The organism is Phenylobacterium sp. Root700, from assembly GCF_001429025.1.
Taxonomy (GTDB): Bacteria; Pseudomonadota; Alphaproteobacteria; order Caulobacterales; family Caulobacteraceae; genus Phenylobacterium.
The window spans coordinates 57,209-72,415 of sequence record NZ_LMHT01000011.1 but is presented as its reverse complement, the minus strand read 5'-3'; the positions used below and the strand labels follow the sequence as shown (position 1 = coordinate 72,415).

Annotated in this window: 16 protein-coding genes; 12 read left to right on the top strand and 4 right to left on the bottom strand. The window is 67.4% G+C overall.

The features are described 5' to 3' along the window. Positions 1-489: 489 nt before the first annotated feature. The 3 genes from ASE02_RS05945 to ASE02_RS22235 all read left to right on the top strand — a co-directional run bounded on the left by ASE02_RS05945 (position 490) and on the right by ASE02_RS22235 (position 4,629). A complete protein-coding gene (locus ASE02_RS05945) occupies positions 490-696 on the top strand; it encodes a cold-shock protein (RefSeq protein ID WP_056732141.1) in 207 nt (68 codons plus the stop codon). Positions 697-888: 192 nt separating this feature from the next. Further along, complete coding sequence (gene carB, locus ASE02_RS05940; protein ID WP_056732139.1) at positions 889-4,182, top strand: carbamoyl-phosphate synthase large subunit; 3,294 nt, start codon at positions 889-891, stop codon at positions 4,180-4,182. 198 nt (positions 4,183-4,380) lie between these two features. Continuing rightward, positions 4,381-4,629 (top strand): hypothetical protein, encoded by a 249-nt coding sequence (locus tag ASE02_RS22235; RefSeq protein WP_156405926.1) that lies wholly within the window; start codon positions 4,381-4,383, stop codon positions 4,627-4,629. 19 nt (positions 4,630-4,648) lie between these two features. On the opposite strand, the gene ASE02_RS05935 is transcribed toward ASE02_RS22235, so the two are convergent. Further along, the gene (locus ASE02_RS05935; RefSeq protein WP_056732138.1) at positions 4,649-5,167 is read right to left on the bottom strand and encodes a GNAT family N-acetyltransferase; all 519 of its coding nucleotides are present in this window, start codon (positions 5,165-5,167) and stop codon (positions 4,649-4,651) included. 124 nt (positions 5,168-5,291) lie between these two features. On the opposite strand from ASE02_RS05935, the gene ASE02_RS05930 reads away from it, so the two are divergent. Both ASE02_RS05930 and ASE02_RS05925 read left to right on the top strand, forming a co-directional pair. Then, on the top strand, positions 5,292-6,089 hold the full coding sequence (locus ASE02_RS05930; RefSeq protein WP_056732743.1) for an SDR family NAD(P)-dependent oxidoreductase: 798 nt from the start codon (positions 5,292-5,294) through the stop codon (positions 6,087-6,089). A 79-nt stretch (positions 6,090-6,168) separates the two neighbouring features. Next, positions 6,169-6,669 carry an ATP-binding protein gene (locus ASE02_RS05925; protein ID WP_162257137.1) on the top strand — a complete coding sequence of 167 codons (501 nt, stop codon included), beginning with the start codon at positions 6,169-6,171 and terminating at the stop codon, positions 6,667-6,669. 11 nt (positions 6,670-6,680) lie between these two features. Here ASE02_RS05925 and ASE02_RS05920 read toward each other — a convergent pair whose 3' ends face one another. Next, a complete protein-coding gene (locus tag ASE02_RS05920) occupies positions 6,681-7,304 on the bottom strand; it encodes a glutathione S-transferase family protein (RefSeq protein WP_056732135.1) in 624 nt (207 codons plus the stop codon). A 221-nt stretch (positions 7,305-7,525) separates the two neighbouring features. Here ASE02_RS05920 and greA point away from each other — a divergent pair, with 221 nt between their 5' ends. From greA to pseG, 4 genes are read left to right on the top strand one after another with little or no spacing between them, the layout of a single operon-like run. After that, positions 7,526-7,999: a transcription elongation factor GreA gene (greA, locus tag ASE02_RS05915; protein ID WP_056732134.1), complete on the top strand. Its 474-nt coding sequence runs from the start codon at positions 7,526-7,528 to the stop codon at positions 7,997-7,999. Between the two features lie 7 nt (positions 8,000-8,006). Continuing rightward, entirely contained in the window at positions 8,007-9,005 is a 999-nt protein-coding gene (locus tag ASE02_RS05910) for a mitochondrial fission ELM1 family protein (RefSeq protein ID WP_056732133.1), read from the top strand. Positions 9,006-9,048: 43 nt separating this feature from the next. Then, the gene (locus tag ASE02_RS05905) at positions 9,049-9,222 is read left to right on the top strand and encodes a hypothetical protein (RefSeq protein ID WP_156405925.1); all 174 of its coding nucleotides are present in this window, start codon (positions 9,049-9,051) and stop codon (positions 9,220-9,222) included. Positions 9,223-9,267: 45 nt separating this feature from the next. Next, positions 9,268-10,317, top strand: a complete 1,050-nt coding sequence (gene pseG, locus ASE02_RS05900) for a UDP-2,4-diacetamido-2,4,6-trideoxy-beta-L-altropyranose hydrolase (RefSeq protein ID WP_056732129.1) — start codon at positions 9,268-9,270, stop codon at positions 10,315-10,317. Positions 10,318-10,321: 4 nt separating this feature from the next. Here the strand turns inward: pseG and pseI are convergent, their stop codons facing one another. After that, complete coding sequence (gene pseI / locus ASE02_RS05895) at positions 10,322-11,380, bottom strand: pseudaminic acid synthase (RefSeq protein ID WP_056732128.1); 1,059 nt, start codon at positions 11,378-11,380, stop codon at positions 10,322-10,324. Between the two features lie 111 nt (positions 11,381-11,491). On the opposite strand from pseI, the gene trxB reads away from it, so the two are divergent. Beyond that, positions 11,492-12,499 (top strand): thioredoxin-disulfide reductase, encoded by a 1,008-nt coding sequence (gene trxB, locus ASE02_RS05890; RefSeq protein WP_056732126.1) that lies wholly within the window; start codon positions 11,492-11,494, stop codon positions 12,497-12,499. Between the two features lie 89 nt (positions 12,500-12,588). Next, a complete protein-coding gene (locus ASE02_RS05885) occupies positions 12,589-13,887 on the top strand; it encodes a UDP-N-acetylglucosamine 1-carboxyvinyltransferase (protein ID WP_056732124.1) in 1,299 nt (432 codons plus the stop codon). A 168-nt stretch (positions 13,888-14,055) separates the two neighbouring features. Here the strand turns inward: ASE02_RS05885 and ASE02_RS05880 are convergent, their stop codons facing one another. Continuing rightward, a complete protein-coding gene (locus ASE02_RS05880) occupies positions 14,056-14,661 on the bottom strand; it encodes a hypothetical protein (RefSeq protein ID WP_200957616.1) in 606 nt (201 codons plus the stop codon). A gap of 56 nt (positions 14,662-14,717) precedes the next feature. Between ASE02_RS05880 and ASE02_RS05875 the strand changes: the two genes are divergently transcribed. Next, a complete protein-coding gene (locus ASE02_RS05875) occupies positions 14,718-15,206 on the top strand; it encodes a GNAT family N-acetyltransferase (protein WP_056732120.1) in 489 nt (162 codons plus the stop codon). Position 15,207: the final 1 nt, after the last annotated feature.

Sequence of the window (15,207 nt, the reverse complement as noted above, 5' to 3'; positions counted from 1 at the left end):
ACGGCTGGAGCGGCGTTTATCACACTGATTTTTCGCGACTTACCCTGACGCGCGACCGCCTGCGCGGCGACGGGAAAACGGGAGCCCCCAAGCCGGCGCCTCCGACGCGAAGACCAAGAGCGCAGCTTCGAAAGCGGCTCGCCCCCGCCAGACCGCAAGACCCCAGCGCCGCATAAAACTCAAAGACGACTATCGCCGCGAGGCGTTGCAGCAACGAGACCTCCACCTCGGACCACTGAATACCTCACCTGCCCGATATATGCTTAACACCTGCTGGGCACGCGCTGCGCGTAGAGCAACGTCCCGTCGATCGTCTTGCGGGGCCTCTGGAAGCGCGCTAGGCTCGGATCGTCAAACTCGTATGGTTCGGCTGATTTTCGACGCTCCAAATTCCGGCGCACCGAACCTGCTCCCCGACCCTCCCGAAATTTGATGCGCGGCTCAAAAGGCTTGGGTTGCGGATTTTACTATCCCAAGGACGACACCTCTATGGCTACCGGCACTGTGAAATGGTTCAACGGAACCAAGGGCTACGGCTTCATTCAACCCGACGATGGCGGCGCTGACGTCTTCGTTCACATCTCGGCCGTCGAGCGTGCGGGCCTCCGCAGCCTGAACGAGGGCCAAAAGGTCACCTACGAACTCGAGCAAGACCGTCGCAGCGGCAAGATGTCCGCCGGCAATCTGCAGGTCTAAAAATACCTCGCAAGGGCTTACGGGTCCTTGTGTTAGAACGACTAGGGGCCGGCGGAGACGCCGGCCCTTTTTGTTTAGGCCAATCGGCGACTTGCGCCCGGGCGAGTCCGTCTCTAAACGGCCCACTTAACCTGCAGTTTGACCGGGACCGGGCGCGCTTTGATGCGCGACCGCCCATGCGCGCGAGTGGACATGCCGAAACGCACAGACATCTCCTCGATCCTCATCATCGGCGCTGGCCCGATCGTCATCGGCCAAGCCTGTGAGTTCGACTACTCCGGCGTCCAGGCCTGCAAAGCCCTGCGCGCCGAGGGTTATCGGATCATCCTGGTCAACTCGAACCCGGCCACGATCATGACCGATCCGGACGTGGCCGACGCCACGTACATCGAGCCGATCACGCCCGAGATGGTCGAAAAGATCATCGCCAAGGAACGCCCGGACGCCCTGCTGCCGACCATGGGCGGCCAGACGGCGCTGAACACCGCCCTGGCCCTCGAGGCCTCCGGCGCGCTCGCCAAGTACGGCGTGGAGATGATCGGGGCCAAAGCCGACGTCATCGACAAGGCCGAGGACCGCCAGAAATTCCGCGACGCCATGGACAAGCTGGGTCTTGAGAGCCCGAAGTCCAAGGCCGCCCACAACATGGACGAGGCCCTCGAAGGCCTGGAGTTCGTGGGCCTGCCCGCGATCATCCGCCCGTCCTTCACGCTGGCCGGCACCGGCGGCGGCATCGCCTATAATCTCGAAGAATTCAAAGAGATCGTCGAACGCGGCCTCGACCTCTCGCCCACCACCGAAGTGCTCATCGAAGAGAGCGTGCTCGGCTGGAAGGAGTACGAGATGGAGGTCGTCCGCGACAAGGCGGACAACTGCATCATCGTCTGCTCCATCGAGAACATCGATCCGATGGGCGTGCACACCGGCGACTCGATCACCGTCGCCCCGGCCCTGACGCTGACCGACAAGGAATATCAGCAGATGCGGGCGGCCTCGATCGCCGTCCTGCGTGAGATCGGCGTCGAAACCGGCGGCTCCAACGTGCAGTTCGCGGTGAACCCGGCCGACGGCCGGATGGTCGTCATCGAGATGAACCCGCGGGTGTCGCGCTCCTCGGCCCTGGCGTCCAAGGCCACCGGCTTCCCGATCGCCAAGGTCGCCGCGCGTCTGGCCGTCGGCTACACCCTCGACGAACTGATGAACGACATCACCGGCGCCACGCCGGCCTCGTTCGAGCCCAGCATCGACTACGTCGTCACCAAGATCCCGCGCTTCGCCTTCGAGAAGTACCCGGGTTCAGAGCCGACCCTCAGCACCGCCATGAAGTCGGTCGGCGAGGTCATGGCCATCGGCCGCACCTTCGCCGAGAGCCTGCAAAAGGCCCTGCGCGGCCTCGAAACCGGCCTGACCGGTCTGGACGAGGTCGAGATCGAAGGCGCTCATGACGCCGAGACCGGCCGCGCCGCCGTCATCCGCGCGCTGGGCAAGCCGACCCCCGACCGCCTGCTGGTCATCGCCCAGGCCTTCCGCCACGGCCTCAGCGTCGAAGAGATCAACGCGGCCTGCTCGTACGAGCCGTGGTTCCTGCGCCAGCTGGAAACCCTGGTCCAGGTCGAGGCCGACCTCCGTGATCGCGGCCTGCCCGCCACCGCCGCCGAATTCCGCGCCATCAAGGCCCAGGGCTTCTCCGACGCCCGCCTGGCCAAGCTGACCCATACCACCGAGGCCGAGGTCCGTGAACAACGCCGCGCCCACGGCGTGCGCCCGGTGTTCAAGCGCATCGACAGCTGCGCGGGCGAGTTCCGCGCCGCCACGCCCTACATGTATTCGACCTACGAGAGCGGCGCGCTGGGCCAGATTCCCGAGTGCGAGAGCGAGCCGAGCGACCGTAAGAAGGCGATCATCCTTGGCGGCGGTCCCAACCGGATCGGCCAGGGCATCGAGTTCGACTACTGCTGCTGCCACGCGGCCTTCGCCCTCGGCGACCTGGACGTCGAGTCCATCATGGTCAACTGCAACCCCGAGACCGTCTCGACCGACTACGACACCTCCGACCGCCTGTACTTCGAGCCGCTGACGGCCGAGGACGTGCTGGAGCTGATCGCAGTCGAGCAGACCCGTGGGACCCTGCTGGGCGTGATCGTGCAGTTCGGCGGCCAGACGCCGCTGAAGCTCGCCAAGCCGCTCGAAGACGCCGGGATCCCGATCCTGGGCACCAGCCCCGACGCCATCGACCTGGCCGAGGACCGCGAGCGCTTCCAGCAACTGCTGCACAAGCTGAAGATCGCCCAGCCGATCAACGCCATCGCCCGCTCGCGCGACGAGGCCTTCGCCGGCGCCCATCAGGTCGGCTACCCCATCGTCATCCGCCCGTCCTACGTGCTGGGCGGCCGGGCGATGGAGATCATCCGCGACGACGAGCAGCTCGAACGCTACGTCAAGACCGCCGTGCAGGTGTCGGGCGACAGCCCGGTGCTGATCGACCAGTATCTGAGCCGCGCCACCGAGGTGGACGTCGACGCCCTGTGCGACGATGCGGGCCAGGTCTTCGTGGCCGGCGTCATGGAGCACATCGAAGAAGCCGGCGTGCACTCGGGCGACAGCGCCTGCTCCCTGCCGCCGTTCTCGCTGAAGCCGGAGACTATCGCCGAGCTGAAGCGCCAGACCGAGGCCATGGCGCGCGCCCTGCAGGTGCGCGGCCTGATGAACGTGCAGTTCGCCATCGAAGAACCCCACTCCGAAGCGCCGCGCATCTATGTGCTGGAAGTGAACCCGCGCGCCAGCCGCACGGTGCCGTTCGTGGCCAAGACCATCGGCAAGCCGCTGGCCTCCATCGCCGCCAAGCTGATGGCCGGCGAGAAGCTCTCCAGCTTCGACCTGGTCGAGAAGCCGTTCAACCACGTGGCGGTGAAGGAAGCGGTGTTCCCGTTCGCCCGCTTCGCCGGCGTCGATACGGTGCTGGGCCCGGAAATGCGTTCCACCGGCGAGGTCATGGGCCTCGACTGGGTCCGCGACGGCGAAACCTCATCCGCCCCGGCTTTCGCCCGCGCCTTCGCCAAGAGCCAGCTCGGCGGCGGCGTGATCCTGCCGAAAACCGGTTCCGTCTTCGTCTCGGTCCGTGAAGACGACAAGCCGTGGATTGTCGAGCCGGTGCGCCTGCTGATCGCCCAGGGCTTCAAGATCCTCGCCACCTCCGGCACCGGCGCCTACCTGGCCGAGCAAGGCCTTGAGGTCGTGCAGGTGAAGAAGGTCCTCGAAGGCCGTCCGCACATCGTCGACGCCATGAAGAACGGCGAGGTCCAGCTGGTCTTCAACACCACCGAAGGCAAGCAGTCCCTGGCCGACTCCTTCGAGATCCGCCGCACCGCCCTGATGATGAAGACCCCGTACTTCACCACCGCCGCGGGGGCCCTGGCGGCCGCCCAGGCCATCGCGGCGACGGCGACGGACACCTTGGACGTGCGTCCGCTGCAAAGTTACGCCTAACGGCCCTCCAAGCGCAGAGGCGAGCCTGTTCGCCTCTGCGCCGCCGCGTCGATCATGATCATGCGACCGGCTCGCAAACTTAGGTTTGCGAAGCACTTAACCGTGAAACCTCATTGACCACTGTTCGTTCGGGGCGCACGCTCCGGGTATCGCCTTGCTTCGGCAGGCGCGAAAGTGGGCGAGCTCCGGCGGCCCCTGATGACCAGCCGGAAGGCCCACCTGGGCGCCTGTCGCAGTCTGGCGGAGGACATGTCCTCTGGAACAGTATGCGAAGGAAAAGCCATGCAATCCGGACATCATGAAGGTGAGGTCCACCATCACAAGAACAGGCACCTGCTGGAGCGCTTCGAGGGATACACAGACCTTATCATCGTGGGTCTGATCATCGCCCTGGGCGCCGCCATGCTGGTCGGCCTGCTCACCGCCAACGGTAACGTGACCTGGTAAGCGCCTCCGCCCCGGCGGCCTAGAGAGACCGAGCCAAGACCAGGTCGTCGTACTCATTGGCGCCTACACGGAACTTCCGGACGCCCGCCTCGGCGTAGCCCTGGCGGGCGTAGAAGGCGATTGCGCGCGCGTTTCCACCGAACACGCCCAGCAGCATGCGCGTGAAGCCGTTGCTCGTCGCACTCTCCATCGCCGTGGACATCAGCTTCGCGCCCAGTCCCGTGCCGTGGAAGCGGTTGAGGACATAGATTCGCTTCAGCTCAACGTCTCGTTCGCCGGTGGGCACCGGCAGGTCCGGCGGCGTCAGGGCGGCGTAGCCGATCGCCGCCCCGCCCTCGTCCATCTCCGCGACCCAGAGGCTGTAGCCAGGCTTCGCCAGCCAATTGGCGTAGAACGCCTCCCCATGCTGGGTCTTGCAGTGGCTCAGAATGTCGGCGGCCGGCAGGACCCCGGCATAGGTTTCCAGGAAGGTCGCCTGCCCCACCAGAGCCAGGGCGGCCTCGTCGCCGGCGACGCAGGGCCGAATGGTGATGCTCATGAAAACTCCCTCCTGGTTCAGGCTCGCGGCCCGAATCTTTAGCTGCGGCAGAAGCTGGCCCTGATCGCCGAGCTAGGCTAGGCGTAGCTCAACTAAACAACGATCACCAATGGGAGGGATGGTCATGGCCGGACGGGTCGAGGGTAAGGTTGCGCTCATCACGGGCGGAGCGAGCGGCATCGGCCGCAGCTGCGCCGAACGCCTGGCGCAGGAGGGCGCGGTCGTCGTCGTGACCGACCTGCAGGACGCCAAGGGCGCGCAAACGGTCGAGGCGATCACCGCCGCCGGCGGCAAGGCCAGCTACCTCCATCACGACGTCACCGCCGAGCAGGCCTGGATCGACGTCGTCGCGGCCATCAAGGCCCAGCACGGACGCCTGGACATCCTGGTCAACAACGCCGGCATCGGCATCAGCGGCTCGGTCCTGACCATGCCCCTGGCCGATTTCCAGAAGCAGACGGCGGTCAATCTCGACGGCGTCTTCCTGGGCGTGAAGCATTCGATCCCGCTGATGCGCGAGAACGGCGGCGGCTCGATCATCAACATGTCCTCGGTGGCCGGCCTGAAGGGCTCGCCGATCCTGGCCGGCTATTGCGCCACCAAGGGCGGCGTGCGGCTGTTCACCAAGGCCGTGGCCCTGGAATGCGCCGCCGCCAAGGACGGCGTGCGGGTCAACTCCGTCCACCCCGGCATCATCGAGACCCCGATCTGGGATTCGATCATGGGAACCGGCGAGGTCGGCGACAACGCCCGCCCGCCGCGCCCGGCGGTGCTGGACGCCATGACCGTGGACGCCGTGCCGATGGGCGTGAAGGGTTACCCCGAGGACATCGCCAACGGCGTGCTCTGGCTGGCCTCCGACGAGAGCCGCTATGTCACCGGCGCCGAGATCGCCATCGACGGCGGGTTCTCGGTGAAGTAGCCGCCCGCGCTGGGGCTGCGGCGAAAAATACCCGCCCCGGAGCATTTCCGAGCGATCGGAAATGCTCTACGGGCGGGCCATGACCGCCACGCTCCACGTCGTCTTCGGCCCCTCCGGCGCCGGAAAATCCACCTACGCCAAGGAATTCGCGCGCCGCGAACCCGCCGTCCATTTCGCCATCGACGATTGGATGGCCCGGCTGTTCGCCGCCGACATGCCTGAGCCGCTGGAATTCGACTGGATGATGGAGCGGGTCGAACGCTGCGAGACGCAGATCTGGTCGACGGCGGCCGGGGTGATCGCGGCCGGGACCTCGGTGGTGCTGGACCTGGGCCTGATGCGCAAGGCCGACCGCGCCCGCGTGGCCGACATCGCCGCGGCGGTGGAGCTGCCGATCCAGTTCCACTTCGTGACCGCTTCGCCGGAGATCCGCCGCGCGCGGGTGCTGGAGCGCAACGAGGTGCGCGGCGCAACCTTCGCCATCGCCGTCAGCCCGGAGATGTTCGACTTCATCGAGGGCGTCTACGAGGCCCCCGACGCGGCCGAACTGCACGGCGCGATCATCTCCGAGAGCGCCTGAGCCTTCGAGCCTCAGGCGAACAGCCACTCCGGCCAGGTCGCATCGGCGGCGCGGTGATAGGCGGCCCGGGCGCTCAGGCGGCCGTTGTAGTCGACCAGGACCGGCAGGTCGGGCAAGGCCTTGCGCCGCAGCGCCGCCGAGATCGTCGAGCCCAGCATGATGTCGGCGGCCGAGAACTTGTCGCCGAGCAGGTACTTGCGACCTCGCAAGGTCTTGGACAGCACCTCGACCATGTCGTCGAAGCCGCCGAAGCCGGTCTCGGCCCCCGGCAGGTCGATATGCTTGGGATGCAGGCTGACCAGCGGATCGAGCACCGCCGTCGAATAGACCATCCACTTGAGGTAAGGCCCGCGCGCGGCGGCGTCGATTTTCGGCGCCAGTCCGCCATAGCCGTAGCGGTCGGCCAGGTAGATGCAGATCGCCGGGTTCTCGCTGACCACCACCTTGCCGTCGGTGATGGTCGGCACCTTCCCGGAGGGGTTGAGCTTCAGGTATTCCTTCTTCTTCTGATCACCCTTGCGGATGTCGACATTGGTGACCTGGAAGGGAACACCCAACTCCTCAAGCAGCCAGTAGGCGGTGAAAGCGCGGCTGCCCGGCGAGTGGTAGAGGGTGATCGCGGGCTTGGACTTCATGCTGCGCCTTTCAGGGTTGGCGCCAATCTAGGTACGCGCTACGACCCTTGCCACCCCGTTCTCTGAAAGGTTTCACGGGGCCTGCAAAAGATGCCGCCGGAACAATGGTCCGGAGCGGCCCTTGAGTTTTTGCGCCGCCGCATCTATCCTCTACCCCCCCGGACGCCCGCGCCCGCGGCCGGCAACGAACTCCCTTAAAGGCGACCGAGTCCTCACCTATCATGGAAAAAGTCCCGATGACCGCCGAGGGCTGGCAAGTCCTCGACGATGAATTGAAGCGTTTGAAGACCTCTGAGCGCCCTGCCGTGATCGCTGCGATCTCGGAAGCGCGTTCGCATGGCGACCTCTCTGAAAATGCCGAGTACCACGCCGCTAAGGAGCGTCAGGGGTGGATTGAAGGTCAGATCGCCGAGATCGAAGACCGCATGGCGCGCGCGCAGGTCATCGATGTATCGAAGCTCTCCGGCAGTCAGGTGAAGTTCGGCGCCACGGTCTCCGTGGTCGACGAAGACACCGAGGAGAAGGCTCGCTACCAGATCGTCGGCGAACACGAAGCCGACGTGAAGAAGGGCAAGATCTCCATCGTGTCCCCGCTCGCCCGCGCCATGATCGGCAAGGAAATGGGCGACGTCGTCGAGGTGAACACCCCCGGCGGCGGCAAGGCCTACGAGATCCTCAAGGTCGAGTGGGTCTAGGCACGACTTGACCCAATCCTATCCGACGTCCGCCGAGACTCCGCTCATCATCTGGGCGGTCTCGGACGGGCGTGCGGGCATCGAGGCCCAGGTCGTGGGCCTCGCCAACGCCATCGCACGCAAGCGTCCGGCCAGGATCATCGTCAAGCGCGTCGGCTGGAAGAGCTGGATCGGGCGGCTGCCATGGTGGCTGAACCTGGCCCCGCGCCGGCTGCTCACGCCTGAAAGCGACATAGCTCCGCCCTGGCCCGATCTCTGGATCGCGGCCGGTCGCGCGACCTTGCCGCTTTCCATTCGCGTCAGGCGCTGGTCGAGGAAGCAGACCTATGTCGTGCAGATCCAGGACCCGCGCATGCCCACGCGGCTGTTCGACCTGGTCATTCCGCCCAAGCACGACAGGCTGGTCGGCGACAACGTCTTCCCGATCACCGGATCGCCCGGCCGGGTGAACGCCGAGCGGCTGGCCGCCGACCTGGAACGCTTCTCGGCCGAACTCGACGCCCTGCCCCGCCCGCGCGTGGCGGTGATCATCGGCGGCAAGTCGAAGGCTCATGACCTCAACGTCGAACGCGCCGCCGCCATGGCGCGCGAGATCGAACTGCCGGTCGTCCAGGAGGGCGGTTCGGTGATGGTCAGCTTCACCCGCCGCACGCCGGAACCGGCGCGCGCGATCCTGGCCGCCCGCCTGAAACACCTGCCCGGCGTGATCTGGGACGGTGAGGGCGACAATCCCTATTTCGCGTTCCTGGCCGCGGCCGACTACATCCTGGTCACCGAGGATTCGACCAACCTGGCCACGGACGCCGCATCGACTGGCAAGCCGGTCTTCGTTCTGAAGATGAGCGGCGAAAGCCTGAAATTCCGACTGTTCCACGAAGATCTGGAAAGCCTGGGCGCCGCACGGCCGTTCGGCGGGGCGTTCCATAGCTGGCAGTATCCGCCGCTGGCCGAGACCGACCGTGCCGCCGACGAGGTGCTGCGCCGCCTTGACGAACGGACGCGCTGACCGTGCGGCCGAGTTCCAGCGCCGCGGCGTCCCCTCGGCCTTGATGGACGACATCGAACGGGCCCACGCCGATCAGCGCCTGTTTGTTTCGACCAATGAATCCAACACGCCCATGCGCGATTTGCTCACCGCGCTCGGCTATGCGCCGGCCGGCCAGGTCGACCGCCTCGACCCCGGCGATCCGGAGCTGTTCTTCGTTCGCCTGCCCGCGCGCTAACAGAGCCTTTTCAAAAGGTTGCTTTAGGCTTCCCATGTGGCGGAAATGATTCTCCGTCCGCGCATCCTTTTTGTGGTCAATGCAGGCCCCTCGGTCGGGGGCGGCCACGTCATGCGCTCGCTCAGTCTGGCGCGGGCCCTGGAGCAGCACGGAGCCGATTGCGTGTTCCTGGCGCCGCCGGAAGCCGTCGCCATCCTGGACGCCTTCGCCCCGGACATGGCCCGCGAGGACGCCACCGCCATCGACGCCGAGACGCTGCTGGACGCCGTCACCGGCGTGCGGTTCGACGCTGTGGTGTTCGATCACTACGGCCTTGGCCGAGCCGAGCACGAGGCCGTCGCCCAGGGTCGCCCGACCCTGGTCATCGACGACCTTGCCGACCGGCCGCTCGCCGCCGACCTGATCCTTGATTCCGGCCCCGCGCGGGTGGAGGCCGACTACGCCCTGTTCGCCGGCCAGGCGCGGCTGCTGCTGGGGCCGAACTACGCCCCCGTGCGCCCCGAGTTCGCCGCCCTGCGCGAGCAGGCGCTGGCGCGGCGTGGCGGCCCGGTGGAGCGTATTCTGGTGGCGCTGGGCCTCACCGACGTCGGCGGCATCACCGCGCGCGTCGTGGACCGGCTGCGCCAGCGCAACGGCCAGCTGGCCTTCGACGTGGTGCTGGGAAGCACGGCGCCGAGTCTGCCCGGCCTGAGGCGGGTCGCCGCCCACGATCCGCGCCTGACCCTGCACGTCGACGCCCGCGACATGGCCGACCTGACCCTGAACGCCGACATCGCCATCGGCGGCGGCGGCTCGACCACCTGGGAGCGCTGCACGCTCGGCCTGCCCTCGCTGCTGATCACCCTGGCCGACAACCAGCGCCCGGCCGCCCGCGCCCTCGTCGATCGCGACGCCGTCCTGATGGTGGACGCCGAGGCCGACGGCTTCGAAACCGCCTTCGACCGTGCCGCCGTGCGGCTGATGACCGACGCGGCCTGCCGCGCGCGGCTGACCGCCGCCAGCCTGGAGGTCTGCGACGGCCTGGGCGCCGATCGGGTCGCCACCGCCTTCCTGGAAGTCGTCGCCGCGCCTCGGGACGCCGCCGTCCGGGTCTGAGCCCCTATCGGCCCAGCATCTCCCAGGCCAACGGCTCGCCGCGCGCGATGTCGCGGACCACGGCCTTGCCCAGCACCTCGTCCAGATGCACCGGCGGCAGGCCGTTGCCAGGCCGGATCGAACGGATATTGGCCCGCGTCAGGACCTCCCCGGCCTTGATGTCAGCGGAGACGTAGAGCGAGCGGCGGAACACCAGCGAGCCGCGCTCTGAGCCCAGGGTGTCGTAGTGCGCCCGGCCCAGCGACTTCCAGGCGTCCTTGCAGTCGCGCACCAGAGCGGTGAACTCGGCCGGCTCCAGCGAGAAGGCCGCGTCCGGGCCGCCCTCGGCCCGGGCCAGGGTGAAGTGCTTTTCGATGACGCAGGCGCCCATGGCCACCGCCGCCACCGAGGCCGCCGTGCCGGGCGTGTGGTCCGACAGGCCGATGGGCGAGCCGAACCGCTGAGCCATATCGCCCACGGTGCGGACATTGGCGTCCTCGAAGGTCGCCGGATAGCTCGACACGCAATGCAGCAGCACCACGCCAGGCGCTCCGGCCTCCAGGGCGGCGTCGCGGGCGGCGGCCATCTCGGCCTGATTGGCCATGCCCGTGGAGATGATCAGCGGCTTGCCCTTGGACGCGGCGTAACGGATCAGCGGCAGGTCCACGGCCTCGAAGGAGGCGATCTTGTAGGCCGGCGCGCCGAGGCCGGCCAGCAGGTCCACCGCGCTCTCGTCGAACGGGCTCGAGAAGAGGGTCACCCCCCGCTGGCGGGCGCGTTCGAAGATCGCCGCGTGCCACTCGAAGGGGGTCTGGGCCTCCTGGTAGAGGTCATAGAGGCTGCGCCCGTCCCACAGGCCGCCGTGGATGCGGAACTCCGGGCGGTCGACGTCCATGGTGATGGTGTCGGCGGTGTAGCTCTGGATCTTGATGGCGTCGCAGCCGGTGTTGGCCGCCGCATCCACCATGGCCAGCGCCCGCTCCAGGCTGCCGTTGTGATTCCCCGAGAGCTCGCAGATCACATAGGGCTCGTAGGCGGCGCCGATCTTGCGGCCGGCGATCTCGATCTCAGGGGTCTTGGTCATGGCGGTTCTCGACGGTTCGCCCCCAGCTTAATTACCCCCTTTGAAGCGTGCGTTAACCAACCGCGCCCCGTGCCCGGTGCATCCGACCAGAATCTCACCTAAATAGACGGGATGTCGCAGAACGCTCCCCGCACCACCCGCTGCCTGATCCTGGGTTCCGGCCCGGCTGGCTACACCGCCGCCATCTACGCCGCGCGCGCCTTGCTCAATCCGGTGCTGATCGCCGGCATCCAGCCTGGCGGCCAGCTGACCATCACCACCGACGTGGAAAACTATCCGGGCTTCGCCGACGTCATCCAGGGTCCCTGGCTGATGGAGCAGATGCAGGCCCAGGCCGCCCATGTCGGCACCGAGATCATCAACGACATCGTCATCAAGGCCGACCTGTCGCAGCGTCCGTTCCGGTTGGAATGCGACAGCGGCGAGGTCTGGCTGGCCGAGACCCTGATCATCGCCACCGGCGCTCAGGCCAAGTGGCTGGGCCTGGAAAGCGAGCAGAAATTCCAGGGCTTCGGCGTCTCGGCCTGCGCCACCTGCGACGGCTTCTTCTATCGCGGCAAGGAGGTCGTGGTGGTCGGCGGCGGCAACACCGCGGTCGAGGAGGCCCTGTTCCTCACCAGCTTCGCCTCCAAGGTGACGGTCGTGCACCGTCGCGAGGAGTTCCGCGCCGAGAAGATCCTGCAAGAGCGCTTGTTCGCCCACCCCAAGATCGAGGTGATCTGGAACAACGCCATCGACGAAGTGGTCGGCGCCAGCGATCCGATGGGCGTCACCGGCGTGAAGCTGAAGCACACGCAGACCGGCGAGATCCGCGAGATCCCCGCCGACGGCGTGTTCATCGCCATCGGCCACGCCCCGGCCTCGGAACTGTTCCGCGGCCAGCTTGAGGCTGACGCCTCGGGCTATCTGCAGGTGAAGCCGGGCAGCGCCTCGACGGCGGTCACCGGCGTCTTCGCCGCCGGCGACGTCACCGACGACGTCTACCGCCAGGCGGTCACCGCCGCAGGCATGGGCTGCATGGCCGCCCTTGAAGTCGCGCGCCTGCTGGCCGAGGAAGACCACGAGAAGGCTCACCATCCGATCAGCCACCAAGAGGCCGAGAAAATCGGCGCCTGGTGATCCAGACCGGGCGCTAACCACGCCCGGAATTCCTGTTTTTTGGCGGACAGCCCGCCTCTCATTTCGAAGAAACGAGGCGCCGCGCCGCCATGACGAACCTGATCGTGCGAGGCGGCCGCGCCTTGCGAGGGAAAATCACCCCCTCGGCCAACAAGAACGCCGTCCTGCCCGTGCTCTGCGCCACGCTGCTGAGCGACGAGCCCATCACCCTGCACCGGGTCCCGGACATCACCGACGTCCGCAAGTTGCTGGATTTCTTCCGCAATCTCGGCAGCACGGTGGAGATGGACTTCGAGACCGGGACCCTGCGCCTGCACCACGGCACGGGTCTGGATCCCAAGGCCGCGCACCTGCCGCTGGGCATGCGCTCCTCGATCATGCTGATCCCGGCCCTGCTGCACCGCTTTGGCCGCGCCAGCCTGGAGGAGGACGTCACCGGCTGCACCCTCGGCTCGCGTGAGATCGACCCGCACATCGACGTGTTCCGGGCCTTCGGGGCCGAGGTCACCAGCGAGCCGTCGGCCACGGTCATCACCGCCGGCAAGGGCTTCTCGGCGGTCAACCACTGGCTGGACTACGCCTCGGTCACCACCACCGAGAACTTCGTGCTCTGCGCGGCCACCGCCAATGGCACGTCCAAGCTCACCAACGCCGCCTGCGAGCCGCACGTCCAGGAGTTCTGCGAGTTCCTCGCCGGCATGGGCGCGCGCATCCAGGGCGTCGGTGGATCGCGTATCACCGTGGCGGGTGTCGACAGCCTGGGCGGCGTGGAGTTCACCTTCGCCGACGACTTCCACGAGGTCGCCACCTTCCTGGCCATGGGCGCGATCACCGGCGGCGAGATCTCCGTCCAGAACGGTTCGGTGGAGCAATTCCCGCTGCTGGACCGCACCTTCGCCAAGTTCGGCGTCGAGGTGACCCACGAGAACGGCTGGAGCACGGCGCGCGTCGACGGCCCGCTGAAGGTGCGCGAGCCCTTCACCTCCAACATCCTGACCAAGGTCGAGGCCGCGCCCTGGCCCTATGTCCCGGCCGACCTGCTGCCGATCTTCGTGGCGCTGGGCGTGCGCGCCGAGGGCCAGGTGATGTTCTGGAACAAGGTCTATGACGGCGCGCTGGGCTGGTCGTCGGAACTGGGCAAGTTCGGGGCCCACGCCCTGCTCTGCGATCCGCACCGGCTGATCACCTGGGGCGGCAAGCCGTTGACCCCAGCGACGGTGGAAAGCCCCTACATCATCCGCGTGGCCATCGCCCTGTTCATGCTGGCCGCCAGCATCGAGGGCGAGAGCACCATCCTCAACGCCAGCCCCATCCAGCGCGCGCACCCGAAGTTCGTCGAGAACCTGAACGCGCTGGGGGCCGACGTGTCGTGGGTGGCCGGCGACTAACCAACAGATCGTCATCACCGGGCCTCTTGTCCCGGTGGTCCATACGCGCCGACCGTCCAGATCGATCCGCCAGCGCGGCGTCTATGGATGGCCGACACAAGATGGTCGGCCATGACGAACCGGCAAGGATGAGCCAGCCAAACCAGGGCTGTCGGCGAGGCTCGGATCTCAGCGATTGTCGCGTTTGGCCTGGGCGTTCTTGTTGGCCTGAGACACGCTGCCGACCTTGGCCGGCGGAACCGACGTCGCGCCCGTCTTGGAGCTGACCGCCTGCATGCCGTCGTCGGCGGTCTGGCCCGCGCCGGGGTGAGACTTCGCCGGGGCCGCCTTGCGCATCGCCAGGGCGCGCTGCGCGGCGCCGACATGCGCGGCCCGGGCGTCCATCGCATCCAGGCGGGTCACCTGCTTGTTGACCCGTCGAAGCGCGCTGGCGAACACCTGCTTGCGTTGCAGCGGGCGCTCCGCCGTTCCCGGGAAGCTTCCGCCCCGCGCATCGGCCTTGCCCCGCGTCTCGCGCACCTTCTGGCGGGCCAGGGTTCGTTCGGTGTCGCGCAGTTCACGCAGCCGGCTCCGGGTTTCCGTCAGCGCCTTGCGGTCAAGATCATGCAACGCCGGATGATGCGAGGCGCGCACGACCTCGGCCTCGTCGTGCTTCAGGAGGCTCAGTTCGCTCTTGTTGGTGTTCGACATCGGCTTGCTTCCCTGCCCGGCGCCATTGCGCCGCAGGGAGAACGCCGGCCGCTCGCGGTAGTTGCGCCGGGGTGGCGGGAACACCTGGCGGCGATCAAATCCGCCTTTCCATGAGGCCGCCTGCGCTTAAGACTGCGCCGATGATCCGCCACGCTCGCCCCGCCGACCACGCCGCCATCCGCGACATCGTCCACGCCGCCTTTGGTCAGGCCGATGAGGCCGACCTCGTCGAACGCCTGCGAGCCGCGGGCGATGTGATGTTCGAACTGATCGAGGAGGACGAGAACGGCGAGATCGTCGGCCACATCCTCTACAGCCGCCTCTGGGCCGACAGCGTGCACCTTTACGCCGCCTTGGCGCCGCTGGCCGTGCGGCCGGATCGCCAGCGGGACGGGGTCGGCAAGCGCCTGACCGCCGCGTCGTTGGAAACCGCCAAGGAGTTCGGCGCCCGCGCGGTGATCGTGCTGGGCCACCCGGAATACTATCCGAAGTTCGGCTTCAGCGCGCAGGCCGCCGCCAAGGTCAAATCGCCCTATTCCGGCAGCCCTGCCTTCATGGCCCTGGCGCTGGAGGACGGCGCCTTGGACGAGGCCCTGCTGGTCGCCTATCCGGACGCCTTCAGCGGCTAGC

Bases quoted from the DNA above. Each gene is read 5' to 3' on its own strand.
- ASE02_RS05945 (WP_056732141.1), top strand. From the start codon at position 490: ATGGCTACCGGCACTGTGAAATGGTTCAACGGAACCAAGGGCTACGGC.
- ASE02_RS05875 (WP_056732120.1), top strand. From the start codon at position 14,718: ATGATCCGCCACGCTCGCCCCGCCGACCACGCCGCCATCCGCGACATC.
- carB (WP_056732139.1), top strand. From the start codon at position 889: ATGCCGAAACGCACAGACATCTCCTCGATCCTCATCATCGGCGCTGGC.
- ASE02_RS05930 (WP_056732743.1), top strand. From the start codon at position 5,292: ATGGCCGGACGGGTCGAGGGTAAGGTTGCGCTCATCACGGGCGGAGCG.
- greA (WP_056732134.1), top strand. From the start codon at position 7,526: ATGGAAAAAGTCCCGATGACCGCCGAGGGCTGGCAAGTCCTCGACGAT.
- ASE02_RS05925 (WP_162257137.1), top strand. From the start codon at position 6,169: ATGACCGCCACGCTCCACGTCGTCTTCGGCCCCTCCGGCGCCGGAAAA.
- ASE02_RS05905 (WP_156405925.1), top strand. From the start codon at position 9,049: ATGGACGACATCGAACGGGCCCACGCCGATCAGCGCCTGTTTGTTTCG.
- pseG (WP_056732129.1), top strand. From the start codon at position 9,268: ATGATTCTCCGTCCGCGCATCCTTTTTGTGGTCAATGCAGGCCCCTCG.
- ASE02_RS05920 (WP_056732135.1), bottom strand. From the start codon at position 7,304: ATGAAGTCCAAGCCCGCGATCACCCTCTACCACTCGCCGGGCAGCCGC.
- ASE02_RS22235 (WP_156405926.1), top strand. From the start codon at position 4,381: ATGACCAGCCGGAAGGCCCACCTGGGCGCCTGTCGCAGTCTGGCGGAG.
- ASE02_RS05935 (WP_056732138.1), bottom strand. From the start codon at position 5,167: ATGAGCATCACCATTCGGCCCTGCGTCGCCGGCGACGAGGCCGCCCTG.
- ASE02_RS05885 (WP_056732124.1), top strand. From the start codon at position 12,589: ATGACGAACCTGATCGTGCGAGGCGGCCGCGCCTTGCGAGGGAAAATC.
- trxB (WP_056732126.1), top strand. From the start codon at position 11,492: ATGTCGCAGAACGCTCCCCGCACCACCCGCTGCCTGATCCTGGGTTCC.
- pseI (WP_056732128.1), bottom strand. From the start codon at position 11,380: ATGACCAAGACCCCTGAGATCGAGATCGCCGGCCGCAAGATCGGCGCC.